The organism is Bacillus pfraonensis (genome assembly GCF_050768835.1).
Taxonomy (GTDB): domain Bacteria; phylum Bacillota; class Bacilli; order Bacillales; family Bacillaceae_G; genus Bacillus_A; species Bacillus_A pfraonensis.
In genome coordinates this window covers 1-26,756 of the sequence record NZ_JAHCDO010000006.1, presented here as the reverse complement: position 1 = coordinate 26,756, position 26,756 = coordinate 1, and the positions used below count along the sequence as shown (strand labels likewise).

The 26,756-nt window shown below is 37.5% G+C and carries 22 protein-coding genes; 9 read left to right on the top strand and 13 right to left on the bottom strand.

Annotated features, from left to right (window positions below; genetic code table 11):
- Positions 1-28 precede the first annotated feature (28 nt).
- From KFD70_RS07475 to KFD70_RS07465, 3 genes are all read right to left on the bottom strand, one after another.
- On the bottom strand, positions 29-2,395 hold the full coding sequence (locus KFD70_RS07475; protein WP_336450903.1) for a DUF6359 domain-containing protein: 2,367 nt from the start codon (positions 2,393-2,395) through the stop codon (positions 29-31).
- Between the two features lie 300 nt (positions 2,396-2,695).
- A complete protein-coding gene (gene sstT, locus KFD70_RS07470) occupies positions 2,696-3,934 on the bottom strand; it encodes a serine/threonine transporter SstT (protein WP_336450902.1) in 1,239 nt (412 codons plus the stop codon).
- An 876-nt stretch (positions 3,935-4,810) separates the two neighbouring features.
- Positions 4,811-5,551 (bottom strand): SDR family NAD(P)-dependent oxidoreductase, encoded by a 741-nt coding sequence (locus tag KFD70_RS07465; RefSeq protein WP_336450901.1) that lies wholly within the window; start codon positions 5,549-5,551, stop codon positions 4,811-4,813.
- Between the two features lie 121 nt (positions 5,552-5,672).
- On the opposite strand from KFD70_RS07465, the gene KFD70_RS07460 reads away from it, so the two are divergent.
- Complete coding sequence (locus KFD70_RS07460) at positions 5,673-6,506, top strand: LysR family transcriptional regulator (RefSeq protein WP_336450900.1); 834 nt, start codon at positions 5,673-5,675, stop codon at positions 6,504-6,506.
- A 65-nt stretch (positions 6,507-6,571) separates the two neighbouring features.
- Here KFD70_RS07460 and KFD70_RS07455 read toward each other — a convergent pair whose 3' ends face one another.
- Positions 6,572-7,444 carry a LysR family transcriptional regulator gene (locus tag KFD70_RS07455; RefSeq protein WP_336450899.1) on the bottom strand — a complete coding sequence of 291 codons (873 nt, stop codon included), beginning with the start codon at positions 7,442-7,444 and terminating at the stop codon, positions 6,572-6,574.
- Between the two features lie 109 nt (positions 7,445-7,553).
- On the opposite strand from KFD70_RS07455, the gene KFD70_RS07450 reads away from it, so the two are divergent.
- Positions 7,554-7,970, top strand: coding sequence for a tautomerase family protein (locus tag KFD70_RS07450; RefSeq protein WP_336450898.1), 417 nt, complete (start codon positions 7,554-7,556; stop codon positions 7,968-7,970).
- Positions 7,963-8,271: a carboxymuconolactone decarboxylase family protein gene (locus tag KFD70_RS07445; protein ID WP_336450897.1), complete on the top strand. Its 309-nt coding sequence runs from the start codon at positions 7,963-7,965 to the stop codon at positions 8,269-8,271. Before KFD70_RS07450 ends, KFD70_RS07445 begins: the two co-directional genes overlap by 8 nt.
- A 663-nt stretch (positions 8,272-8,934) precedes the next feature.
- Here KFD70_RS07445 and KFD70_RS07440 read toward each other — a convergent pair.
- Positions 8,935-9,840: an AraC family transcriptional regulator gene (locus tag KFD70_RS07440; RefSeq protein WP_336450896.1), complete on the bottom strand. Its 906-nt coding sequence runs from the start codon at positions 9,838-9,840 to the stop codon at positions 8,935-8,937.
- 246 nt (positions 9,841-10,086) lie between these two features.
- On the opposite strand from KFD70_RS07440, the gene KFD70_RS07435 reads away from it, so the two are divergent.
- The 5 genes from KFD70_RS07435 (at position 10,087) to KFD70_RS07415 (ending at position 15,835) form a co-directional block, all read left to right on the top strand.
- Positions 10,087-11,553 (top strand): glycoside-pentoside-hexuronide (GPH):cation symporter, encoded by a 1,467-nt coding sequence (locus KFD70_RS07435; protein ID WP_336450895.1) that lies wholly within the window; start codon positions 10,087-10,089, stop codon positions 11,551-11,553.
- A gap of 20 nt (positions 11,554-11,573) precedes the next feature.
- Positions 11,574-12,605: a galactose-1-epimerase gene (locus KFD70_RS07430; RefSeq protein ID WP_336450894.1), complete on the top strand. Its 1,032-nt coding sequence runs from the start codon at positions 11,574-11,576 to the stop codon at positions 12,603-12,605.
- Positions 12,606-12,788: 183 nt separating this feature from the next.
- Positions 12,789-13,958, top strand: a complete 1,170-nt coding sequence (locus tag KFD70_RS07425) for a galactokinase (protein ID WP_336450893.1) — start codon at positions 12,789-12,791, stop codon at positions 13,956-13,958.
- Positions 13,955-15,484 carry a UDP-glucose--hexose-1-phosphate uridylyltransferase gene (galT, locus tag KFD70_RS07420; protein WP_336450892.1) on the top strand — a complete coding sequence of 510 codons (1,530 nt, stop codon included), beginning with the start codon at positions 13,955-13,957 and terminating at the stop codon, positions 15,482-15,484. Before KFD70_RS07425 ends, galT begins: the two co-directional genes overlap by 4 nt.
- 108 nt (positions 15,485-15,592) lie before the next feature.
- Positions 15,593-15,835: an NUDIX hydrolase gene (locus KFD70_RS07415; RefSeq protein ID WP_336450891.1), complete on the top strand. Its 243-nt coding sequence runs from the start codon at positions 15,593-15,595 to the stop codon at positions 15,833-15,835.
- Positions 15,836-15,966: 131 nt separating this feature from the next.
- Here the strand turns inward: KFD70_RS07415 and hemY are convergent, their stop codons facing one another.
- The 4 genes from hemY to KFD70_RS07395 form a co-directional block, all read right to left on the bottom strand.
- Positions 15,967-17,388, bottom strand: a complete 1,422-nt coding sequence (hemY, locus tag KFD70_RS07410; protein ID WP_336450890.1) for a protoporphyrinogen oxidase — start codon at positions 17,386-17,388, stop codon at positions 15,967-15,969.
- 24 nt (positions 17,389-17,412) lie between these two features.
- The gene (hemH, locus tag KFD70_RS07405) at positions 17,413-18,348 is read right to left on the bottom strand and encodes a ferrochelatase (RefSeq protein ID WP_431613083.1); all 936 of its coding nucleotides are present in this window, start codon (positions 18,346-18,348) and stop codon (positions 17,413-17,415) included.
- A 14-nt stretch (positions 18,349-18,362) separates the two neighbouring features.
- Positions 18,363-19,409, bottom strand: a complete 1,047-nt coding sequence (hemE, locus tag KFD70_RS07400; protein WP_336450888.1) for a uroporphyrinogen decarboxylase — start codon at positions 19,407-19,409, stop codon at positions 18,363-18,365.
- A 184-nt stretch (positions 19,410-19,593) separates the two neighbouring features.
- The gene (locus tag KFD70_RS07395; protein ID WP_431613082.1) at positions 19,594-21,711 is read right to left on the bottom strand and encodes a transglycosylase domain-containing protein; all 2,118 of its coding nucleotides are present in this window, start codon (positions 21,709-21,711) and stop codon (positions 19,594-19,596) included.
- 130 nt (positions 21,712-21,841) lie between these two features.
- On the opposite strand from KFD70_RS07395, the gene KFD70_RS07390 reads away from it, so the two are divergent.
- The gene (locus tag KFD70_RS07390) at positions 21,842-22,315 is read left to right on the top strand and encodes an antibiotic biosynthesis monooxygenase family protein (protein ID WP_336450886.1); all 474 of its coding nucleotides are present in this window, start codon (positions 21,842-21,844) and stop codon (positions 22,313-22,315) included.
- Between the two features lie 73 nt (positions 22,316-22,388).
- On the opposite strand, the gene KFD70_RS07385 is transcribed toward KFD70_RS07390, so the two are convergent.
- The 4 genes from KFD70_RS07385 to KFD70_RS07370 form a co-directional block, all read right to left on the bottom strand.
- The gene (locus KFD70_RS07385; protein ID WP_336450885.1) at positions 22,389-23,513 is read right to left on the bottom strand and encodes a hypothetical protein; all 1,125 of its coding nucleotides are present in this window, start codon (positions 23,511-23,513) and stop codon (positions 22,389-22,391) included.
- 177 nt (positions 23,514-23,690) lie between these two features.
- Complete coding sequence (locus KFD70_RS07380; RefSeq protein ID WP_431613081.1) at positions 23,691-25,025, bottom strand: HAMP domain-containing sensor histidine kinase; 1,335 nt, start codon at positions 25,023-25,025, stop codon at positions 23,691-23,693.
- Positions 25,022-25,696 (bottom strand): response regulator transcription factor, encoded by a 675-nt coding sequence (locus KFD70_RS07375; protein ID WP_431613080.1) that lies wholly within the window; start codon positions 25,694-25,696, stop codon positions 25,022-25,024. Before KFD70_RS07375 ends, KFD70_RS07380 begins: the two co-directional genes overlap by 4 nt.
- 333 nt (positions 25,697-26,029) lie before the next feature.
- Positions 26,030-26,756 (bottom strand): PH domain-containing protein (locus KFD70_RS07370; RefSeq protein ID WP_431613079.1); only part of this gene is annotated, 727 nt, incomplete at its 5' end.

Genomic DNA, 26,756 nt, shown 5'->3' with positions numbered 1-26,756 from the left:
CCTTGGCAACGTTGCCAAGGGATATTTTTTATGAAGCTTTTTTCAAATCAATTTGCGCCAGTACTGGATCATGATCGCTTACACGGCCATGTTCCTTCATAATGTTTGAATTTAAATGTACCGGATCTACAACCGTATGCGGTGCAATGTTATTTGTTACTAAAATGTGGTCTAATACTTGTGCGTTTCCATCATGAATATATGTGTAACGATTTTTTTTCGAAACCGTTTCTAACATATCTTTCATTACATCACCTTTTAATGCTTGCAGTGGTTTTGAGAATTCAAAGTCGTTCATATCCCCAACTACTACAACTGGTGCATTTGCATCTCGATTTTGAATGCCTTTTACAAAGCTGTTCACTTCCTTAGCAAGCTGAATTCGCTTCTCTTCACTCTTTAATACGAGCGGCTGAATTTTTCCAAACGGCGTCGCATCCCCAATTTTTGAATTTAAGTGATTGGAAACAACGACAATATTTTGTCCTTGGAATGTAAACTCAGCAGCTAACGGTTTACGAGTACTTTCAAATAATGGATTTTCTTGTCCAATACGCGTTGGATTTGTTTCTAATAACTGTGGCTTAGCTGCTAATTTTACACGTGATGGATTGTAGAAGAAACCAACGCGAATGTTCGCTCCTGGTGCTCCCCCGTCTTGATTGTTCCCAGGAGCAACTTCTACATATTCATACTTTGGCCCGCGAATTTCTTGTACTGCATCAATGATACGTTTTGCACTTAAAGAAGCATCTGTTGTTCCATCATTGACTGCCCCATTGTTATCCTGCATTTCTTGCACACCAATAATATCTGGCATTTTCAAATTATATTTGATGGAATAAGCAAGTGCTTTTACCTTCTCATCAGATGTTTCTTTTTTATTCGCTGAGAAGTTTTCGATGTTGTATGTTGCTACTGTTAACTTTCCAAGGCGTGGTTGAATATTTGCACCCACTTGTTTAAATCCACCATCTGTTACGGATGGTAACTCTGTCGTCGGTGAAATGCGATACGCACCGTAGTCATATCCAACTACACCTGTGATATCTCCAGTAAACTGATCTCCAACTTTCGCTACATAATCGCGAGATACTTTTAGAGAAAGACGCTCTGGATTTAGTTGGTTTTCATCTAATAGCGGCGTCCCATATTTCGTTACGACTTTGTCACTACCATTTGCAACTGTTACATATAGATTTCCATTTTTTTGCGGTGCAATAATTTTTGGAGTTTGCATTGTCACACGCATACCTTCTACACTTTCATAAAAATCAATTGCATCTTCATTTGGATCGAATACGCCAAATGCATCATTATCAATGATCTGATCTGGTATCTTTACGCCGTTTTCACCTAACACAACAGCAGGTGGCAATTGTTGATTCTTTGCTTTTACTAGGGCGCGGCTTGCTTTAATTTCTGTAATTGCTAAATCTGTTTCAAATTTCTCAGCATATCCAGGTCCAATGAATTCTTCCACTTCTCCATCCACTTGAACAAGATCTCCTACTGCAACACTCGCATCTTTCTTATAGACATAAATTCCTTCTGAAGTTGCTGGGTCTTCGTCAGGCTGCGGTTCTTCCATGTAAAAACCGTACTTATCTAACGCTGTTACAACCCCTTCTACATTTCGTACTTTCTTCCCATCATAAGGAGAAATATGAGATTTCCCTTGAATATCATGAATACGGACTTGCTCACTTTTTACAACTGTAAAAGAAAATGTTGAAACCGATGAAGATGTAAGACCTTCCTTCACTGCAATTGCCTTCATAACACTGTTTTCGTCTAATACAATCGGTTCATTATAACGAATACTTTTATCTGTTGGGACTGATCCATCTAATGTATAGTAGATCGTTGCTCCCTCTGTATTTGTTGTTAATGTAACTGCTGTCCCTTTTTCAATTTCTCCACCATTTGGTGATGCAGTCACATCGCTCACACGGTTTTCTGTTTCCCCTTGAAACTTATATGCTATCACTGATTTTAAACCAGGACTACTAAAATATAATTCAAGTGTCCCTGTTAATTGAACTTTCTTCCCAACATTTTCAGGATGATCTTTTACATTCACTGCCGTTCTCACGTCACCTTTTGGCAACTGAACAGGCATAATTTTCTCAGGATCTGTCTCATTTGGAGAATCTGCAATCGCAACATTCGTATCTCCAAACTTCGCTGGATCCTTCGTGTAATTAGAAGGACTTTGTGTATATCCAACAATATACCCTTCCACTACCCCTTTACTTTTTCCTTGCTGCTTAAACAGTTGAATCGCACTAGCCACTGATAACGGAGCATTTTCATCCGCTTTTACGATCGTGCCAGTAAATGAAATCAGCAGTATGAATGACAAAACAATACTTACTACTTTCTTCACACCCATCTTCCTCCCCTAATTTTATATTCTCTCAGCATGTACTATCATAACAAAATGTTCTTTATAAAGAATGTATTTTCGACAAATTTTACAAAAAATTAACCTCATCCTTTTGTAACTGTGAGTAAAGATTTCTTTAACTACGACTCGAATTTTCAACATAAAAGACAGGAGCTCGTTGCTCACTGTCTTTTATGTTGAATTATATATTTAGTTGTAATGCATATTACCGATCCATAGCTAAACATGTTATTGATGTTCTATGCTTCTAAAAAATCACATTTGTACCAGAACTAGATTTCTTCTTTATGATACTTTGCGAATATTTATTTTTTTCCCTTCTTTACGCCACTCTTTAAATTCAGCTGTTGCTGTGAAAAGTACGTCTGTGGATGAGTTAAGTGCCGTTTCAAAAGAGTCTTGTAAAACACCTATAATAAAGCCTACTCCAACTACCTGCATAGCAATATCAGGTGAGATTCCAAATAAGCTGCATGCTAGAGGAATCAGTAATAAAGATCCACCAGCAACCCCTGAAGCACCACACGCACATACAGCTGACAGTACGCTGAGGATGATTGCTGTAGGAAAGTCTACTTGAATACCAAGTGTATGAACTGCTGCAAGTGTCAAAACAGAAATCGTAACAGCGGCACCACCCATATTGATCGTTGCGCCTAATGGGATGGATACTGAATAACTATCCTTATTCAAACCTAGATTTTCACATAATCTCATATTTACAGGAATATTCGCAGCTGAGCTACGTGTAAAGAATGCTGTAATACCACTTTCCTTTAAGCACTTAAAAACAAGCGGATAAGGATTTTGACGTATAAATGCGAACACAATGATTGGATTGACAATCAGTGCTACAAAGAACATACAACCAATCAAAACAGCAAGTAATTTCCCATAGCTTAGTAATGATTCAATTCCATTTGTAGTAATAGAATCCACTACTAGACCCATGATTCCTAATGGCGCAAGCTTAATAATCCATGTAACCATTTTAGATACAGCATCTGAAAAATTTGAAATCATCGTTTTTGTCGTATCAGAGGCATTTCGTAAAGCCAAACCAAGGAGTGTCGCCCAAGCTAAAATACCGATATAGTTCGCATTATAAATTGCTTTAACTGGGTTATCAACAATGTTCAGCAGTAAAGATTTGAGAACCTCTACAATACCACCAGGAGCAGTCACACCTTCAGCACCCTTTGCAAGTGTTAAAGTTACAGGAAAAATAAAACTTACAACAACGGCGATTAATCCAGCTAAAAATGTTCCTAAAAGGTATAGGAAGATAATGGACTTCATATTCGTTTGTTGACCACTCTTGTGTTGTGCGATGGCCGACATAACTAAGAAAAGTACCAGCACAGGCGCAATCGCTTTCAAAGCACCTACAAATAAAGTACCTAAAATGACAACAGGTTTTGCTACTTCTGGGATTGTCACAGATAGAATAATACCGATAATCAACCCTACAATGATTTGTTTTACTAGACTCACTTGATTCCACTTTTTCAGTATACTGTTCATAAATACTCCCCCATCAATTGAAGATAAAATTGCAACATTGCTGCTATAGAGCTATTCATTTCTCACAACCATACAATAAAATTAAATCTATTCCACATAGATTCCGTTGAATAATAGATGACTTTTATGAAAGCCAATCTCCATTCCAGGGTTGTGCTTTTGATCTTATCCTTCTACGCTATTCTGGGATACACCAAAATATTTTTTATAATAAAAAAATTCAGATAATTATTTCGATAGATGGCCTCTTTTATCACATTTTACTCTATAAAAATAACTATCTTATCAATAAGTAGTATTATAATGATTTTTTTCGTATATAACAATATTATTTTCCTTGTTTTCAAAAAAATCTCAATTGTTAAATTATAACAAACCTAAAACAATATATATCAACAATCACTGCATGAATCATGCTTTCATAGCTAAAAGAAAAAGCAGTGCTTTAATTACACAAAAACACTACCTATTATTCAGATGTTCTTTTTCTTTTAGTCATAAAAACACACCTTCAGACAAAAGTATCCAAAAGGGTAAAGCTTCACAACTTTTTTCAAAACATCGCGATTTTATTTCAAATCAACATTAGCTTGATAGCGATGTGGTGCTTGCAAAAAAGAGGATACTATGTCCTCATATCGGACATAGTATCCTCTTCTAATTATATAAAGTGAAACTTTAATCAGTGGGGTTTTCTTCATCCTCCACTGATTATTAGCCCTCACCAATCGGGCTTTTACGGGCAGTTTATCTCCCACCTAACTTCTTTGCTCCCGCCAAATTTTGAGGTGGGAGTATTACTGCCCGTTAATGCGGGATAAAATGAATACAACTTTCTAGTAAGCTGATAATCTTACTGCATAATGCCACGTAATACTAAAGCGTCTGTCCATTATCAATTGTAAATATCTGTCCTGTAATAGATTCCTGGGTTAATTGAAAAAGAATCGCCTCTGCAATATCATCTGGTGTTGAAATTCTCTGAAGTGGCAGATTTCCTGCCAGCTGGTACATCTTTTCCTCATTCCCTGCCCACCAGCATGTATCGACTGCACCAGGAGAAATACTATTTACTCTAATATCAGGTGCTAATGCAATTGCTAGTGATTTTGTCATTGTATGAATGGCTGATTTTGTTGCAGCATACGGCACGGATGATCCAAGTCCCGTTATCCCGGCAACACTCCCCATATTCACGACAGCACCTGCTTTTTGCTTCTTCATATAAGGAACAACAGCTTTTATACAATGAAACATCCCTTTCACGTTTACGCTAAAAAGGTCATCCCACACTTCATCAGTTACAGACCCTAAGTCATTCATCGGTATTTGAGCTGTTATACTCGCATTGTTTACTAAACAATCGACTGTTCCAAAGAGGTTAACAGTTTGAGAAACCATATTCTCTACTTCTTCTTTTTTTGCTACATTAGCTTTAATGGCGATTGCCGTTCCGTCTCGCTCTTGAATCTTATGAATCGTTTCTAGCGCTTCTTTTTCCGAACGACTATAATTCACCACAACTTTTGCTCCTAAACTCGCTAACTTCAAAGCAGCAGCCTTTCCAATACCAGTACCACCGCCTGTTATAATAACTACTTTATCTTTTATATCCATTTTACAATCTCCTCACTTGGTCTGATTTTATTTCATTTTATCTTCATTCATTTGAGGAGTATAATACTGAATAATGAAGCAGGTATCATTTTAAATGATATCTATGTGGAGGGATCGATTCTTGGAGAGCCATGACTTATGGATTTTTAAACATGTTGCAGAGCTACAATCTATATCCAGAGCTGCTGAAAAGCTAGGATATGTACAACCGAATATAAGCCAGCGAATCAAAAATTTAGAAGATGAACTTGGCGTAAAACTATTAAAGCGTAATAACAGAGGCGTCACCTTAACGGAAGAAGGAAAAGTTTTATTAGATTACACAAATCAAATTCTATTTTTAATGAATGAAGCGAAATCCAAAATAAACCCTCAGAAATGGAGAGAATCTTTAACACTAGGAGCATCTCAAACCATTTCCGCTGTGAAAGTGCCTCAGCTATTCTCTTCTTTTTTAGAAGCACATAAAAATATTGATGTGAAAATCAGAACGACTGATAACGCAAAGTTACAAGAAATGCTTTTATACGGGGAACTTGATGGGATTTTTTTAAACGGTACGTATAATGAATCACAACTGAAAACTGTGTACAGTTATTTTGAAAATATGATTCTCATTTCATCAAAAGACACTCCGATCGAAAACCAAACTTTACTCGTAAATAGTGATTCAAATTGTATATATAGACAACAACTATTAGATTACTGTAATAAAAATGACTTTAATCAGAATACGATAATGGAATTCGATTCACTTGAGGCTATTATGCAAGCTGCTCATGGTGGACTTGGGATTACGATTATACCTGCTAATGTTGCGTATAGCCGGACAAAGACAGAAGCAATTCGTTATGAAGAAATACATGAAATAGTCAAAATTGATTTTGTAATTAAACGCCGAAAACAGCAACCGCAAGGCTTAAAGAAGTTCATTCGTTTTTTAAGAGAGTTATAAGTGTAACACAAAGCCCCTTCTGATTTCGAAAGGGGCTTTTCAAGATTTCTAGATACAATAATGATTTAAAACAACAATTTAATTTTCTTCATCAACTGTTGTTTCGTATGACTCAAATAGTCTCTTTTTTTAGAAGAAATGCATAATCCTATCGGCATTTTAGGATCAAATCCTTTAACCTTAAACGATATATTTTCTTCTTTTAAATTAGTTCCCTTAGGAATAATACCTATCATCTCTCCAAAAATCATTTGTGGAATAAGGTGTAGTGCACTACAATTATAGACTTTTTTAAAGGATACGTTGTTTTCCGATAAGAAAGCATTCACAGATTGATAATAATAACAACTATTCTCTCCTATTAAAATAGGATAATCAATAATATCAGATATTCCCACTGACTGTTTTTGCAATAGCGGGTGATGAGGATTATTAACAATAAATTGTATTTCTTCCTTACAAAGTGGAGTGAAGCTCACATTAGCAATATTTTTATTGTTTCCACAAACTGCAAAATCAATCTTATTTTGATCTATCATTTGTGATAAAAGCGCTGTATTCCCTACAACAAAATCACAATGTATATATGGTTTCTCCTCATTTAAATATTTTAATAGTGGCGGAATCAATTTTTCTGCAAGTGAGTCTAATAGACCGATTCTTATCGTTCCCTTCTCCTCATTGCTTATACGTTGCGCTTGAGATATTGAATACTCCCAATGCATTAGCAAATGATCTACTTCTTCTGCAAATAATGCACCTTCATCTGTTAACTTTGCATCCCATCCTCGTTCAAATAAAAGGAATCCAAGTTCCTTCTCTAGTTTTTTTATATGTGTTGTTACAGTTGATTGAGCGTAGTTCAATTTTTTGGCCGCAAGTGAAAACGTTCCTTCCTGAACAATCATTTTGAATGTTTTCATCTCTTTTATTTCCATTTTTACACCTAATCTCTATCGGTTTTATTGATAATTATATGATATTTTTTCAATTATCAAAATTGAAATGGTAGGAGTAAAATAAATCCATACGAAAGGGAGTGAATGTATGCCATTTGTTACTGTTTATTATTCAGACGGTCAATTGCATAAAGAAGAGTTGAAAAAGGTAAGTCATAGTATTCATCTTGCATTAATGGAGCATTTTCAAATTCCAAAAGATGATTACTTTCAAATGTTTTTACCCTATCCATCTCATCAATTCTTTTATAACCCATACTATCTCTTAGAAACGGGGAGAAAGCGAACAGATAAAATGATACATGTTTCCATTACATGTGGGCCTGGGAGAACAATAGATCAAAAAAAGAATTTATATCAATCTATCTCAGAATCTTTTTATAACCATTTACATATTCCTGCAACCGATATTTTTATTACACTAAACGAAACACCTGCTGAAAACTGGTCATTTGGTCAAGGAATAGCCCAAATGGTTACAATGAAGGAGAAGAATCATGAATAATCGTATCGAACTCAATATTTCACAGAAAATGAGAGATATCGCTCCCGACTTTGTTGATTATAGTGAAAACGTGTTATTTGAAAAAGTATGGAGAGACCCTACTTTAACAGCAAAAGAAAGAAGTCTCATTACACTTTCTGCTTTAATTAGCATCGGCAATACGGAACAACTACCATTTCATCTACAATTAGCTGAAAAGAACGGAATGACTGAGCAAGAAATCATCTCTCTAGTAACACATCTAGCCTTTTACGTTGGATGGCCGAAAGCAGCTGCAACACTAAATGTAATACTCAACTAAAATCGAACAAAAAACCTTAAAAATACTGCAAAATAATATGGTACATTTTTCAAAAGGTGGGATATAACTAATGAATTACCATATTAGAGTGAGAGCTGGAGCAATTATTATTGAAAATGATTCAAGACTTTCATGCCGGTAATGAGTCAGGGCCTGTTTATGTTGGTGAGATTGATTAGTTGCTATATAAAGTGAAATTTTAATCAGTGCGGATTTTCTTCATCCCCCACTAATTATTAGCCCTCACGAATCTGGCTTTTACGGACAGTTGACCCTTGACCTAACTTCTTTAGAAAAGCGGAAGCGGCTCGCTCAGAATCACAGGACGTTGGAGCTGGACTTTGCTTTCGCTGAATTTTGAGGTAGGGGTCTTACTGCCCGTTAATGCGGGATAAAGTTGTATAAAAAACAATAAAGTCATTAAAAAAATAAAAAAGAAGATATTGATAAAGCCTTGCCGTGGTCAACGGATTTACCGTCTAGATGCAGAGTGCCGAAAAAAAGCGAAGGAAACAAAAAATACTCCAAAATCAACTTTTCTTGTATATTTTGGAGTTACTTTACGTTTACGTTACAACTTTAAGCACACTACACATTAAATTATTCGTTATTTTTTGAACATTTAATGTGTAGTTGCTATTCTAGAAATTTCATTCATTTTTCCTAAGTGGCCCGTGAAATAATTTCTTGTTCATCAAGTAAGAACTTCAAGCTTGATAAAGAGATTGTTTGGAAATTCTCTTTCGACATACGTTTTCGATAATGCGTAGGTGTTTCTCCAGTCACTTTTTTAAATATGCGGCTAAAGACTACTAAACTACGAAAGCCCACCTCATAAGAAATGTTCTCTACTGATTCATTTGTCATTGAAAGTAAATACGCTGCGTGATTCATACGCACCCTTAAAATCCAGTCCTTCATGCTCATCCCGAAATGATTGTGAAAGACCCGCGAAAGATGACTTCGATTGACCGCAAGATGATTTGCCACATCACTTACTGTAATCTCTTCTACATAGTGCTCTCCAATATATGTCATCGCTTCAACCGCGAGTCGTGAAAACTTTTGCTTTACTCCTGTTGAGAATTCGACACCATCTGTAAGTAATAATCTTAAAAACCGATAGGTCAACTCATTCAACTTTAATTCGTCTTCTAATGTACCGTGGGAGCAATTCATACACTCCAAGATAATATCCAAATATTGTTGAATATTAGTTGAAGTAACAGAGTGGTTATCTTCTTTAAAACTCGAATAATAAATAATTTCGTCTGCTACCTTCCCACCAAATGACAGCCACGCATACACCCATGGTTCTTCTGCATCCGCGCGATAAAAGGTCGACTCTCCTGGGCGAATGAGAAAAATATTTCCTTTCTTTAATGAATATTTTTTATCTTTTACATAGTACGTTCCTTTTCCATCCAACACAACATGAATAATATAGCTGTTACGTACAGCTGGTCCAAAAGTATGAAAAGGCAGTGTTTTTGAAAAACCACAAAAATCAAAATATAGTTCGCTTGAGAAGTAACAGTGTTCTTTTTTCATAAAGATTGCTTGTTCCATGGGCTTCTCCCTCTTCGTGATTACTATAACCTAATCTACCTTTTGAAGGAAGAACTGCAACAAAAGGTTAAATCAAGGTCACAAAATGATATAAAACAGAAAACGCTTTCTTGTTAAACTATACTTGAAAAAGAAAACCATAGGAAGGAAATTAATGTAGTTCGTTAGTTTTTTTATGCTTAACTTTGTAAACGCTTTTATATCATTCTTAAAATTCAGTGAAGAGAAAAATTACAAAAAAGGAGAATGAAAATGAATGAAAAAGTAAAACAACGTGTTTCCTATGCCTTAGGTGCATTTGGTCATGACATATTTTATACAACTTTGAGCACCTATTTTATGGTCTTTGTTACGAGTGCGATGTTCACTGGGGCTGATAAAGCAACGACCGGAAAAATGATTGGAATTATTACGAGTTTAATCGTAGTAATCCGATTGGTACAAATTGTTTTTGATCCGATTATTGGAGGAGTAATTGACAACACAAAAACGAGATTCGGGAAGTTTAAGCCCTGGTTAGTCATTGGTGGTTTAGTTAGTTCTATCTTTCTTGTATGCATATTTACCAATTTCTTTGGTCTTGCAATTCATAATACTACACTGTTCATCATTTTGTTTGCAATTGTTTATATCTTGCTCGATATTTTTTATTCATTTAAGGATATTGCTTTTTGGTCGATGATTCCAGCGTTAAGCACTGACACCAAGGAACGAGAAAAATTGGCAACATTTGCACGACTTGGTTCATCACTTGGTGCAAATGGGACTACACTAGCAGTTGTACCAATCGTCACCTTCTTTACTTTCTTGATGACTGGTAAAGATTCTCAAGGTGCCTCTGGTTGGTTTTGGTTTGGCTTGATTGCTGCTGTTATTGCTGGTGGAACAGCGATTATTACAGCACTTGGCACAAAAGAAAATGATAGCGTAATTCGTCAGCAACAAGAAAAAGCAGGCATTAAAGATATTTTCAAAGCTATTACTAAAAACGATCAGTTAATGTGGCTAGCACTTTCATATATTGCATATGCTATTGCCAATGTTGCAACTACTGCTGTGTTATTCTTCTTCTTCAAATATATTCTAGGAAATTCAGGTGATTTCTGGATTGTGGGGTTAATTGCAGCTGTATCAGGCTTAATTGCTGTTCCACTTTTCCCAACGCTCACGAAATTAATTTCAAGACGTTTTGTCTATATTGGCGGTATTGTGATGATGCTTCTGGCATATGTATGTTTCATCTTAGCTGGAACAAGTTTACCAGTGGTTATGGTGGGATTGGTGCTCTACTACTTCCCTCAGCAGCTAATTTTCCTTTCGGCTTTGATGACTATTACCGACTCAGTTGAATATGGACAATGGAAAAATGGTACCCGAAACGAAGCTGTGACTTTATCAATTCGTCCATTACTCGATAAAATTGCCGGAGCTTTATCAAACGGGATCGTTGGGCTTGTAGCTGTTGCTGCTGGGATGACCGGCAATGCTACAGCAGCAGACATTACTGCAGATGGTGTTTCGACGTTTCATGCTTATGCGTTCTACCTTCCAGCAGCACTCATGATTTTCTCTGCTATCATTTTTGCATGGAAGATCACATTAACAGAGAAAAAACATGCACAAATCGTCAAAGAGCTAGAAGCAAAGCTAACTCATGGCGAGAAAGCAACTGAAGAGTTCAATTCTAGTACTGCACTTGCTCATTCTAAATAAAGGAGTAGAGGATATCTAAAATGAACATTACAACAAAAGATTTCGGTGCAGGTTATACGATTATCACTATTACCAATCTGAATGGCCTGCAATTGACTGTTTCAGATTTAGGTGCTCGGATTACGAGTTTAAAGGTACCAACAAAGAATGGTCTACGTGAGCTCGTACTTGGTTTTGATACGGCACAGGAATATCTTGAAAAAGATTTATATATTGGTGCCTCAATTGGACGAGTAGCTGGACGAATTCAAAATGGAACTTTTCAAATTGATGAGAAAATCTATAAAGTACAAATTGATGAGACAACCGGAAACACTTTACATGGCGGTACTCCAGGATTTGAAAGCAAAAAGTGGCAATATCAAGTTATTGATAATAATGATGAGATCTCAGTGATTTTTCACACGGTGAGTCAAGATGGTGAAAATGGTTTTCCGGGGAATCTTGATGTCGAGATACGTTACACGTTAACTAACACGAATGTTTGGAAAGTAGAAACTAGGGCGACAAGTGACAAAGATACCTTGTTTAATCCAACAAACCACGTGTATTTCAACTTAACTGGTGATGTAACGCAACCTGTAAATGAACACACATTATGGGTGGATAGTGATAGATTTGCGTCACTTAATCGGGAAAGTATTCCAATTGGTGAAAAGTTGCCTGTAGAAGGAACTGCGTTTGATTTTCGAAAGCCAGTTAAACTCAAAGAAACCTTCAATAGTACTTTTGGTCAAAAAGAATTAGTGGATGGAATTGATCACCCATTTTTCTTGAATCAACCTGAACTATCACATAGTTCAGTGAAACTCATTAGCCCGGATGAAGTGGTTACAATTGAAATAGCCACAAAAGAACCAAGTGTCGTCATCTTTACGGCAAATTTTGGTGAGAATACGCCTCTCATGCATGGCAAACAACTTGCAAACCATGGCGGAATTACCTTTGAAACACAGGTTTCCCCGGGTGCTGAACAGTATTCTGATTTTGGGGATATGGTTCTTAGAGCAGATTCAACTTATCAAACGATAACAGAATTTCATATTACTTGAGATCATATTTTGGATAGTCTCTTTAAATATGAAACATGTACAGAAAAAATTAGATACTACCATCTGAATTTTTTAAAAATTATATGTTGTGTCTAGAGATAATGATGAACTGTTAGAAGTGAGCCAGTGAATACTGAGCTAATTTCCTTATTTAAAATGAATGCAAAAGGGATGTTTATACTTATGGAAAAGAAACGTGAACTAGCTTTAAAATTTGCTGAGGTATTTGGACCTCAAGAAACAACTCAATATTTTTCTCCAGGCCGTATCAACTTAATCGGAGAACATACAGACTACAATGGTGGCTATGTATTCCCTGCTTCTATTACTTATGGAACTTACGGAGTAGCTAGACGTCGTGAGGATGATAGAGTATTAGTTTACTCAACGAACTTTGAAGAACTTGGAGTGATTAGTTTCACGTTGAATGAACTAGATTACGATAAAAATGCTAATTGGGCAAATTATGTAAAAGGAGTTATCTTAACACTGAAAGAAGCAGGTCATAAAATAGACTGTGGTTTTGAGTTATTAGTTGAAGGAACGATTCCAAATGGAGCGGGACTTTCAAGTAGTGCTTCACTTGAATTACTTGTAGGCGTAGTATTAGAAGACTTGTTCAACTTAGATGTAACGCGACTTGAATTAGTGAAAATGGGTAAAAAAGTTGAAAATGAATTCATCGGTGTAAATTCTGGTATCATGGATCAATTTGCCATTGGATTTGGTGAGAAAGACAAAGCGATTCTCCTTGATACCAATACGTTAGAGTATGAAATGGTTCCAGTGATTTTGGGCGACTATGCTATTGTAATTATGAATACTAATAAACGTCGTGAGCTAGCAGATTCAAAATATAATGAGCGCCGTGCTGAATGTGAAGAAGCACTCGCACGTCTCCAAACGAAGTTAGAGATTAGTGCACTTGGAGAACTAAGCGAAACAGAATTTGATGAAAATCAAAATCTTATTGGAGATGAAATCCTAATTAAACGTGCGAAGCATGCAGTTTACGAAAATGAACGCACAAAAAAGGCCAAAGCAGCTCTTACTGCAGGTGATTTAGAAGAATTCGGAAAGCTATTGAATGCTTCTCATACATCTTTAAGAGATAACTATGAAGTAACCGGCCTTGAATTAGATACATTGGTGGCCGCTGCGCAAAAACAAGAGGGTGTGCTTGGAGCCCGTATGACTGGAGCAGGATTTGGGGGATGCGCTATCGCATTAGTAAAAGAAAGTGAAACCCACACTTTTAAAAACAATGTTTATGATGAATATCTCAAAGTTGTGGGATATGCGCCTGTCTTTTATGTGGCACACATTGATAGTGGAACTACAGTGATTGGATGATGAATGAGGTGGAAACGATGAACACATGTCAAGCAATTTATGATTTTACTACACTTGCAATTGAGAGTGGAGCCATTGAGGAAAACGACCGAATTTATATGCACAATCAACTATTACGTTTGATTGGCGAATCGGAAATGGGAGAGATTACTAGTGTAGTCGAAACGGACCCACATGTGCTGTTAGATACGCTTATGGATAAAGCGACGGAAAATCTTATTATCTCTAAAAACCAAGCTAATCGTGATATGTTCGAAGCGCTTTTAATGAATGTGATTACACCACTTCCATCCAAGGTCAATGCGAATTTTCAGGAGGCATATCGCAAAAGTCCTGAACAAGCGACGGATTATTTCTTTGAACTAAGTAAACGCAATGATTATATAAAGAGCCGTGCGATTGAAAAAAATATTCATTATTTAACAGAATCAAAATATGGTGAACTTGAGATTACTATTAATTTGTCCAAACCAGAGAAAGATCCAAAAGAAATATTAGCGGCTAGAAATGCACCAAGGGGCAATTATCCAAAATGTTTACTTTGTATTGAAAATGAAGGGTATTTCGGTCGCTTGAACCATCCAGGTAGAAGCAATCACCGAATCATTAACATCGAGCTAGATGGAGAAGGATGGGGTTTTCAATATTCACCATATGCATACTTTAACGAACACTCCATCGTATTATCTAAGAAGCATCGACCAATGAAAATTTCTCGTGAGGCATTCTCTCGTTTATTTAGTTTTGTAGAAATCATGCCACATTATTTCATTGGTTCAAATGCGGATTTACCTATTGTAGGAGGATCTATCTTAAGTCATGATCACTATCAAGCTGGACGCCATAACTTTCCAATGGCAAAGGCTAAAGTTCTTAAAACATTTGAACTATCTGACTACCCAAATATTTCTTGCGGTATTGTCAACTGGCCAATGAGTGTGATTCGCCTCTCTTCTTTAAACAAAGAAGAACTAATTAATGCCAGCACCTACATCCATGAAAGTTGGAAGAACTATTCAGATGAATTCTTACAAATTCGTGCGCAATCAAAAGATGGCACAAAACACCATACGATTACACCAATTGTGCGGCGTCGCGAAGAAAAGTATGAAATTGATCTTGTACTACGTGATAATAATGTAAGTGAAGAATACCCTGATGGAATTTTTCATCCACATCCAGATGTACAGCATATTAAGAAAGAAAATATCGGACTTATTGAAGTCATGGGCCTTGCAATTCTCCCTCCACGTTTGATTGAGGAGCTTCATGAAGTTGAGCTGTACTTGTTAGATAAGGAATCCAATGTTCCTGAAATCCATCAAAAATGGGCAGATGAATTAAAATCCCAGGGCGGCTATACGGCAGAGACCATCCAAAGCTTTCTTCAAACTGAAGTTGCAAAAAAATTTGAACGCGTCTTAGAAGATGCTGGTGTCTATAAGATGAATAAAGATGGTAGAGCAGGGTTTGATCGCTTTATCAAAGAATTACAAAGTACAAATCGAGAGGTAATGACTAGATGACAGTTTTAGTTTTAGGTGGTGCAGGCTATATCGATTCACATGCCGTCAATCAATTAATCACAAATGGCTATGTGGGAATTTGATGATGCCTATTTTGGCGGTATGTATGTGTACTTGGTTACGCTTCCACAAGATTATTCTTACCCTACTCCTAAAAAAGTAGCTGAGGGCATATTAGACTGGAAAAAGATTTCGTGGCTCTTAGATGAAGAGAATTATGGGTTAGATGAGATCATCCCTCACATTTTACCTAAAATTCTGGATGACTCGAAGACTCTTGAACATCGATGTGTCATTCACAATAATAAGATGATTCAGTATGAATACAAAGAATTAGAAAATATAAAATGATAACTTATACATATATCAGTAAATGAACTTATATCAGCGCAAATTCGAATATATCGGCGATTCGACAAAGGATATCGACCAAACAACAAATAATGATAAAAACAAGAGCCCACTAGCTCCTGTTTTTATCATTACTGCGCAATCAATTCCGTCTCATCCACTTTTTCCAAATAAGACAATACATTCCTTACTGCTGCTTCCCCTTGATCAATACAATCAGGAAGACCAGAACCTGCATAAGAGCTACCAGCTAAATATACACCAGGTAATTCTCGTTCCATAAATGTTGTTAACTTCTTCATTCTCTCTTTATGTCCTACTGTATATTGCGGCATTGCATCTTTCCAGCGACTTACGACAGTAAAGTCTGGCTCAGCTGTTATATCCATTGTTTTTTGCAAGTCTTCTAATATAAATTGAACAATTTCTTCATCTGATTGTTCGACGATTGCTTCGTCACCAGGGCGCCCAACATAGCAGCGAAGAAGTACTTTCCCTTCCGGCGTTGTATGTGGCCATTTCTTATGTGTCCACGTACATGCTGTAATCGAAAAATCACTATTGCGAGATACAACGAAACCTGTTCCATCAATATCACGCTTGATGGCTTCTTTTGGAAAGGCTAATGCAACATTCGCAACGGATGTCGATGGAATATTGCGGAAGAATCGGAACTCTTTATACTGCGCAAACATAGATGGCAGTACTTTATGAGACGCAGCAACCACAATGGAATCCGCCTCAATTTCTTTCCCATTGCTTAGTGTAATCGTATAACCGTCGCCCATTTTTGCGATTTTTTCAATGCGAGTTCCCTTCACAACTGTTCCCGCATCGAGTCGCTCTTCTACCCTGTCCACAATAGATTGCAAACCTGTTTTTAATGTTAAAAAGATTCCTTTCGGCGCTGCATCTTTTGCTTTTTTCGGAGCTAAATTACGCATACCGAGTGAAATACTACGATATTTTTGCTCTACTTGATAAAACTGCGGGAATGTTGACATTAAACTCATTTGATCAATATCTCCCGCATAAATTCCAGATAACAATGGTTCAATTAAATTTTCAACCACTTCATTTCCTAAACGACGACGGAAAAATTGACCAAGTGATTGATCAGAAACAGGCTTTGAACGTGGTAATACAAAATCAAAACCTGCTCTTACTTTACCAATCGGAGAGAACAATCCTGAAAATAAAAACGGGGTAATTTGCGTTGGAATTCCCATCATGGATCCGCTCGGCATCTTATGTAATCGATTGTTCACAAGAACAAATGACTGACCAGTTGCGTTGTTTACAAGCTGATCTTCAAGCCCTAGTTCTTTTGCCAATCTAGCTGCACTCTCTTTTCTTTCTAAGAAAGAATCTGGACCACGCTCAATTGTAAATCCATCTTTTCGAACGGTTTGAATTTTGCCTCCAAGCTTGCCCGACGCTTCTATTAACAATGTATCAACCGGCAATTCTTTTTCGCGAATTTCTTTTTGTAAGTAATACGCTGTTGTTAAACCTGTAATTCCACCACCGATGATAACAACTTTCTTTTTCAAAAAGGCCCCTCCTCTCCTCTGGGATTATGAAACTTCGTTTTGTTTTTTTAACACGACATCTGCTAGACAAGAAATAAATGCGTCTGATGCATTTGGCATTTCCGGGCGATAATACTTCGCTCCAATTTCTTCTGTTACGACTTTACATTCAATATCATTGTCATATAACACTTCTAAATGTTCAGCTACAAATCCAACCGGTGCATATACAAATGAAGTGTAACCATATTTTTCATTTAATTCTCTCGTTAAATCTTGTACGTCTGGCCCAATCCATGGGTCCGGTGTATTGCCAGCACTTTGCCAACCAACCGCATAATTTGGAACTTCCGCACCACGTGCGATATAATCAGCTGTTTCATTTAACTGTTCTGGATACGGATCACCTAAAGCGATGATTTTTTCTGGTAAACTATGCGCAGATACAATTAAAACTGCTTTTTCGCGTTCTTCTTCTGACATAGTGCTATATACTTTTTTCACTTCATCTATCCAGTACTGGATAAACTTAGGCTCTTTATACCAGCTATCGATACCATGGATCGTTAAGTTTCCAAGCTTACTTGCTTCTTCTTGTGCTCTGCCAACATATGATTTTACGCTGAACGTAGAATAATGCGGAGCAAGAACAAGGGCAATTGCTTCCTCAATCCCATCGTTATGCATAGCCCCGACAGCATCCTCAATGAAAGGCTCAATATGTTTTAAACCAAGATACATGTGGAATTCCACATGATCTTGCATTTCGTTTAAACGTTGTTCTAACTTTTTCGCTTGTTCTAATGTAATCGTAGCTAAAGGAGAAATACCGCCAATTGCACGGTAACGTTCTGTTAAATCCTCTAACATTTCTGGACTTGGCTTTCTGCCTCTACGAATATGTGTATAGTAACGTTCAATATCTTCTTCTTTATACGGTGTTCCGTATGCCATGACAAGCAAACCAATCTTCTTTTTCATATCCGTATCCTCCTTTACTTCGCTAACTGTTCTTTCGAATAATCATGAATAAATGCAGTCAAGCGTTTTAATGTATCTGGATTTACTTCTGGGAATACACCGTGACCTAAGTTAAATACATAACCCGGCTGCTTCATTCCTTGATCTAAAATCGTTTTTACATGCTCCTCGATTACGTCCCATGGCGCAAGTAAGAAAGAAGGATCCATATTACCTTGCACCGCTTTATAAATGCCACGTGCGCGCGCTTCTTCAATTGACAGACGCCAATCAAGTCCAACTACATCAAGAGGTAATTCATTCCATTCATTTGCTAAATGCCCCGCTCCAACGCCGTGCATAATCATTGGAACATTCATAGCGCGAACTTCCGTGAAAATACGCTCCATTGCAGGTTTAATAAATGTGCGGTAATCTGCTACATTCACTGTTCCAACCCAAGAGTCAAAGACTTGTACCGCTTTTGCTCCTGCTTTGATCTGTGCCTTCAAATACGTAATGACCATATCTGCAAGCTTATCCATTAACGCAAACCAAGCTTTCGGCTCTGCATACATAAATGCTTTCGTTTTATGATAGTTACGAGAAGGTCCACCTTCAATCATATAACTCGCTAATGTAAATGGCGCCCCTGAAAAACCAATTAGCGGAACATCTAACATCTCGTTTGTTAATAAACGAATTGTATCTAATATGTATGGAACATCCTCTTCTGGATGAATTTCGCCAAGTTTTTCTACGTCTTGTAACGAACGAATTGGGTTATCAATCACCGGTCCAATCCCCGATTTAATTTCTACATCCACACCGATTGCTGGAAGTGGTGACATAATATCTTTATACAAAATCGCTGCGTCTACATTATATTGATCAACTGGAAGCTTTGTAACATACGCACATAGCTCCGGATTATGTGTAATTTCAAATAAAGAATACTTTTCTTTTATCTTTCTATATTCAGGCTGTGAACGACCTGCTTGCCTCATATACCATGCTGGTACATATTCTGTTTGTTCCCCCATACACGCTTTTAAAAATGTCTCATTTATAGTTCTTACCAAGACCCTTGCTCCCTTCCTTACCAATGCTTCTAACGAATCCTATCCGATATTTTTATCTTTTTTTACTATACAGCTTGTAAAAACAAAATGCATAACTTTATGTACGTTGTTCATGAAATTGACACAAACGTTCGTAAAACCGCTTACTTTTTTCACAACATTCTTATTATATCATAAGCAAAAACTACGGTTTAGCTACTTTTGTCTTTTCTCCTTCTCGATTTGTTTGTGGGTTATACGGGACAACATAAAAACTTGGTTTCGCGAATATATTCGTAAACTTGTCTTCATACTCACCAATCCCTTTTACTGTTCCAACATGAGTATGGACTCCATTCTCAACCTTATAAATTCGATATATAACCCTTTTATCTTGCAGTGGTTTCCAGCACAATTTCGTCGTAAATAAACCAAATGGATTAAACGATAATTTCGCTTCTATATTTTCAATTCTACTTAGGTGAATTGGGTTTCCGATTGTCTCAACACCTTTTGGCTGCTTAAACTTCGGTTTATCTTGTACATTCGCTTTCGTTAAAATCTTTTTAAATAATTCTGTTGCAGACGCACTTCCATCGTACAGTTGATGCTCTTTATCCGTACGATCGTATCCAATCCATACGGCACCTACTAAACTCGGCGTATATCCAACAAACCAAACATCTCTAGCACCTTCACTTTGATTTGGAAGTGACGTTGTACCCGTTTTCCCTGCTAGTGCCCCTTTATATTCGCCCATCTTTGCGGTTCCTTCTCTTACAACACCTTCCAGCATTTTTGTCATATACCATGCCGTTTGTTTTGAAAAAACTTTCGTTTCATTTTTAGGTGATTCTCCAATAACCTTTCCGTGCCGATCAAGCACCCGCTCAATCACATGTGGCTCAATAATTTTTCCATTTGCCAAAAATGCACGGTACATCTTTACAAGTTCAAATGGAGAGACGCCTTCTTTCAGCCCACCAAGTGCCGTACTTAAGCCAGCATCTGCAATATGAATATTTCCCTTCTCTAAATATTGCTTCCCTTCTTCGACTCCCATTTCATGTAATAAAGATACAGCTGGTACGTTTGCCGATTCCAAGAGCGCATCATACATCGTTACTTCTTTTGAATACCTGTGATTATAATTTCGCGGTTCATATCCTTCAAAAGAGACTCGTTCATTTGTTAATAAAGAATACGGATTATATTTTTTCGTTTCTAGCGCCGGTGCGTACACAATAAGCGGCTTTAAAACAGAACCTGGTTGACGTTTTGCAAACACTCGATTAAATCCTCTTGGCACATACTCCCTCCCGCCAATTGCGGCTTTAATGCCTCCCGTCGCATGATCCATTAATAAAAAAGCACCTTGTGCCCCGTTTTCTTTCCCTGGAAAATTCCGCACATCTTGAAATTGATCGTAAGCTACTTTTTGAATTTTCTCATCCATAGAAACGACAAATGTATAGCCTCCGCGGAGAACTTCTTGATGCGATAAACCATACAAACGCGCCGCTTCATCTACAACCATATCGACATACGGCATATAAGCTAGTTCCCTTTCATCTAAATTTTTATATAGCGCAATTGTTTTCCCTTGATAGCGAACGCTTTCCTCTGCTGACAAATACCCTTGTTTATGGAGAAGAGACAATACTAAATCACGGCGTTCCTTGCTTTTTTCTGGATGCAGAAACGGAGAATACCCATTTGGTGATTTCGGAAGCCCCGCAAGTAGCGCCCCTTCTTCTACCGTTAACTTTTCTACATCTTTATTAAAATACAATTTTGCTGCGGCCTGAATTCCGTACGCTCCATGACCGAAATAAATATGGTTCATATACATTTCAAGTAGCTGATCTTTCGTATAGGTTTGTTCTAATTTAAGAGCGATGGCTACTTCTTTTAATTTACGCGTGAACGTTTTTTCATGAGTTAAAAAAACATTTTTGACGAGTTGCTGCGTAATCGTACTACCACCTTCTACTTTTTCTCTCGCTAAAACATCTTTATACAACGCGCGAAATACAGAAGGATAATCAATTCCATGATGATCATAAAACCTGGAGTCCTCTACAACGATAAATGCTTGCTGCACATGTTTCGGAATTTGCTCAATCGGTACAAGATCTCTATTTTCTACATATAATTTTGTAATTTCTTTTCCTCGCTGATCAACGATACGTGATGAAGAGTGGAAAACAAGTTTTTTTTCATCCATCATATAACCACCAGCTAACACAATCAGTTTATAGAGTACAATCGCAACTACAAACACTGCTACGCCGCTTATTAAAGTCCACTTTATTTTCTTCATACATCGTCCTTCTTTCCAAATGATGGTATGTTTATTATTTGAAAAACGATTCTCTTTATGTATATAATCTTCGAACTTTTTCGGAAGAGTTGCTATAATGAAACCAAACACATAAAAGGGGGCATTACAAATGAAAGCGATTATTTCATACGAAACACCTCTAGAAAAGCCACATTTCACTGCAAAAGATAATGACAAAGATATGTTTTATAAAGAAAATACAGAAGAAGCGGTAGAAGGAGCACTTCATTATGACGTGCTAGACGCTGTTGGAGAATTTAAAGGACAACCTGGATTTATTGTTTGTAACAACATTTCCGTTACAGACGAAGGCCGTCCCGTTTTTGAAAATCGTTTCAAAAACCGTGCAGGACTGATTGAAAACGAACCTGGCTTCCAAGCAATCCGCGTTCTGCGCCCATTAAGTAACGATACATATGTCATTATGACAATGTGGGAAACAGAGCAAAACTTTAAAGACTGGACTGAATCACGTTCTTTCGAAAACGCACATAAAAAACGTCCGACGCAAGCGAGTGCAGAGCCGCAAAAGAGTATCTTCTCAAGACCTTCTTTTGTGACGACGTTTGATGTATTAGCTTAAACAAAAAAGCTGTAACTTCGATTGAGAAGAAGCTACAGCTTTTTTCTATGTCTTCCACAAAGTTATGATCCTGTTATCCAGAAATACTTTCTACTTCATCTCTACCGCAATGGTTACATCGACCTCTCCTACGATAATAATAAGCGATAGAAGCAAGACCTAGCGCTATCCCCCAGAGAATCCATAAAAGCATTGGTCCTATTGAACCCCAAATGTGACTCAGCAAAATATTATCTGTAGGCACGAGGTGGAGTTTAACCGCGACAAAAGCGGAAGTAAAGGTGAAACCAGCAGCGGTTACAGCAATCGCCACACAAGATGCTGGAATCACCGCCAGTAGGATTGGCACCCTCTTACCGTTAACGAATGGGAACCACCGCGGGAATGTTTCACCCCATTTCTGAATCAAACCTAGCGTAAGAATACTACCAACGATACATATCGATCCGAAAGTCCATTCCGTAATCTGATGCGCTGGATTGACATTGGAAAAGTCCTGCAAAAACTTCGCGTCAATTCCTAGCGGGATTTTCAATGCCCAAGCATAGCGCGTAATTGCGTATGGAATAGGAGCAAGAGCCGCAAGATAGGTAATCCATCGACTCCATCGCATGAGAAGAGATGTTTTCCCGTCCGCTTTCCTTCCGCAATATTCACATGCATGGCGTATTTTTCTTCGGTAAGCTACAGCGAAAAACCCCCAAGATATTCCTCCTAGAACACATATAATTTGATTGAACATCAGCCAGTCAAACTTAAATTTTAATAAAAAAGCATAGGCCATGGCCGCAATCAGACTGGCATCCGGTACAAAGAGGAGTAAAGCAGCCGCCCATCCCCAGGCATAGATGAGGATAAGCCGCTGTTGGAAAGTTTTTTCCACTGGCTTCCTCATTGAAAATCCAACCACTATACCTATGAGACAAAGAACAACAAATATGATACCTCCAACATAAGGCGGAAGATAAGTAACCTTTCCAGCAAACAAATCCATACCATTTTCACTCTTAAAAGGATACCCTTCTCCTCCAAACAACCAGTAAAGGTGCATCGATCCATAAAGGACTGACCAAGCAATGGCTATATACCCAATCCAAGATGGCCATCGCTTTAGACTCATTCCTTCTCTTTTCTTTGGTGAAGGCAATGCATAATTTGTATCCATGCTAGATTTGTCAATCGGAGTCTTTGAATCCACTCAAAAAACACCCTTTCCTATTATTTTCTTGAAACTGATCTACTCTTTTATACACATGCATCCAAGTTTGCCACTAACCTTACTCACAGGCTATTTCCTTTTTTAGCTACCATAAAAATCACCTCGATATCCATTGTATTGAGCGAATGGAAAATCGAGGTGACCTCAAGTTTAAATCTAGTTTAATTTTTTCCTTAAATAATGCCATGTACCTTTCGGTGAACTGGATACCTCCCAAAAAATATCCATTTCCTTGGTCATGAGCGAAACGATAGATAGCCCGATGCCCGCTCCTTTTGCTTCTGAACGGTGCTCCATTCCCCGCCCTTTATCTCTGATGACCAAAAATAAGTCGCTGTCACGATCAATTGTTTCTACACAAATATATCCGCCAGAATTAGCATGCCTAATGACATTTTGAAACAGGTTATCCAATATACTGCGCAGCCAGAGAGGATCCACCTGCCAAATCAATGAACAGTCAGCCAAATGAACATCCACTTCAAAACCTTCTTTCTCAAAAACCGGATACCACTCGGCGACAGCATTACGTAGCTCTTCAATCACATCTATGTTTGTCTTCTCTAATGGATACTTTCCAGCTGAAAGCAATGTGTAAGTAAGAAGATTTTCAAGTAATTTTCCAACATCGTTCAGTTTGTTGACGATAATTTGTACCGATGCGGTTGCTTTTAAGGACGAAGGGTTATTCTGAATGGAGTAGGCATGCTGTCTAATAACGGTTAAAGGCGTCCGTAAATCGTGGGAGATATTCGCAATCAATTGTTTTCGTAGATACTCTTCTTCCTTCTCGCGCTTCCGACTGTCTTTTAACTGATTAATCATTCTGTTGAAGGCTTTTTCCAATTGTCCAATCTCATCACTGTTATTGACTATAACCTTATCAGGTATTCCATCATTTACGGTATCTGACATTGCGCTTTGAAGTTGTATAAGTCTTTTGCGAATACTTAAGAAAAATAACAAAGATACCACTACAATCGAAACACCTACGACAAAAATAATAAGGATTAAAAAGAGATCTCCATTTACTGGCTGAATCGCAAGCGTCGTAATAGATTTTGGGATCTGAAATATCATAAATCCTTGTTCACCATCTTTACCAATGGTAGCTGTCACAGTGAATGTATCTTGTTGCTTTTTCCTATCGAGATAGTTGATAAGGCTCAAAGGTGTCCATTGATCGGGAATGTCTACGATACGCTGATTGATCACATGGGCTTTCCCTGCTTTGTTGACCCAAAACAGCTCAGCTTTCGGATAATGTCCTTGGATCTTACCGAGTTTTTCATTGATTGTATTCTCATTAGCTTCATGTAGTTGTTCAGCTTCATATTTCCACATTTTCTCTATTTCCAGCGGCTCATATATCGCATCTTGTTTAAGCAAAATGTCAGGTAAATAATAGATCGCTGGCAAAATAGGCCACATGAGTAAAGAGGCAAGGATCAATAACAAATATTTGGTAACGAGTGATTTTCGAATATTCATAACTTCAACCGATACCCGATGCCGCGAATCGTCTCGATAATCTGCGGATGACTGGGATCAATCTCTATTTTTTCACGCAAATAACGAATGTGGACCATAAGGGTCCGATCCCCTTTTATATAGGAATCTTCCCACACAGCTTCATATATTTGCTTTTGAGTCAAAATCTGATTTGGGTGATTGAGAAGAAACATAAAGATATGAAACTGTTTACCAGTTAAGACAATCTCTTTATTCGTTTGTGAACTTAAAATACGGTTGGCTTTCCGGTCAATACTTAAATGGTTCAACTGGATATGATCCGTGGAAACCACACCGAGTCGCCTTAAGAGAACATGAATGCGGGCCTCGAGTTCATCAGGATGGTACGGCTTCGTCATATAATCATCTGCAAAAGCAAGCCCTTGCAGTTTATCTTCTATTGAAGCTCTCGCTGTGAGCATCATAATTGGTATTTCAGGAAACTTTCGCTTCATTCGCTGCCCAACTGTATAACCATCGAGCCCCGGAAGCATAATGTCCATAATAACAACGTCCGTTTGTTCCATGTAATCAAATGCATGATGGCCAGACTTCAACCAAATTACTTTATATCCCCGTTCAGTAAAAAACTCACTTACCCATAATCCAATTTCTTCATCATCTTCTATATGTAAAATTGTTAATCCCATCACACTTCTCTCCTCTACAATGAATCTTCACACATTTATTTAAGTTCTCTAACCACAAAATATGCTTATAAGTGTCCATTTTTAACTAAATAAAGTGAAACTTTAATCAGCGAGGTGCTTTCACCAATCAGGCTTTTACGGACAGTTCATGCAGGGAAAGTGTTGTTTTCTATCATTAATATTTGATTATCTTTGATGATAACTGCCTGCACTGAGCTTCTAATATTCACCTATCTCTCCCATTCTTAATTTAAGAGTGACCATAGCATAAAAAAAACCGCATAATAGAACTTTAGAATTATCTACTATCCGGGTTACATACCTAACTTTCTTTTATTTTTTCTTATACCACTCATGCATAAAAGCTACATCCTCTTCACACACATGCTTCAATTCATAATGACGCCCCATGGCGCTGCAAGCTACCACTACAATATATGTATACAACCGATCTCCCCGCTGAAAATACGATTGCGATTTTGTCATTGCTTGTACATGTCTTCTTTTCACAAAACCTGTATACTTCGCAATCCCCCTGTGCACAAGCGTTACCTGATCACCTGTTATCGCATAGCCACCCGTTTTATGCTTGGCATATCCAAGAATCGTAAAGAATAAAAATAATGGCACTAAGGTAAATAAAGCACTATATTGCTCAAAATACACACTTGCTCCTATAATCGGTGCCGCAATAGCCCCCAAAATCATCCACCCCATAATCAGATAACGGCTTAGCGCTGCTTTTGGCAAATGTACAATTTCCTCTTCCATGTCATACGGCAACTTTAAATATGTCAACAACTCTTGTACATCCTTTTTCTTCATGAGCGGATGCAATATGACATGCATATCCTTTGTATCTATGCTTTGAATCACTTCTACTTCAAGAGAACAATATCCAAAAGGTTGACGAAGAATTCCTTCTTTCATTGTTAGCGCTTGAATTCGGTGCAGTTTTAAAACCATTTCTTTCTTCTCAAACAGCCCTTGTGAAATACGAATTTCATTTCCGTTTCGCTGCACGGTAAAATTCGCATGTTTTAAAGCATAGCCGATTGTA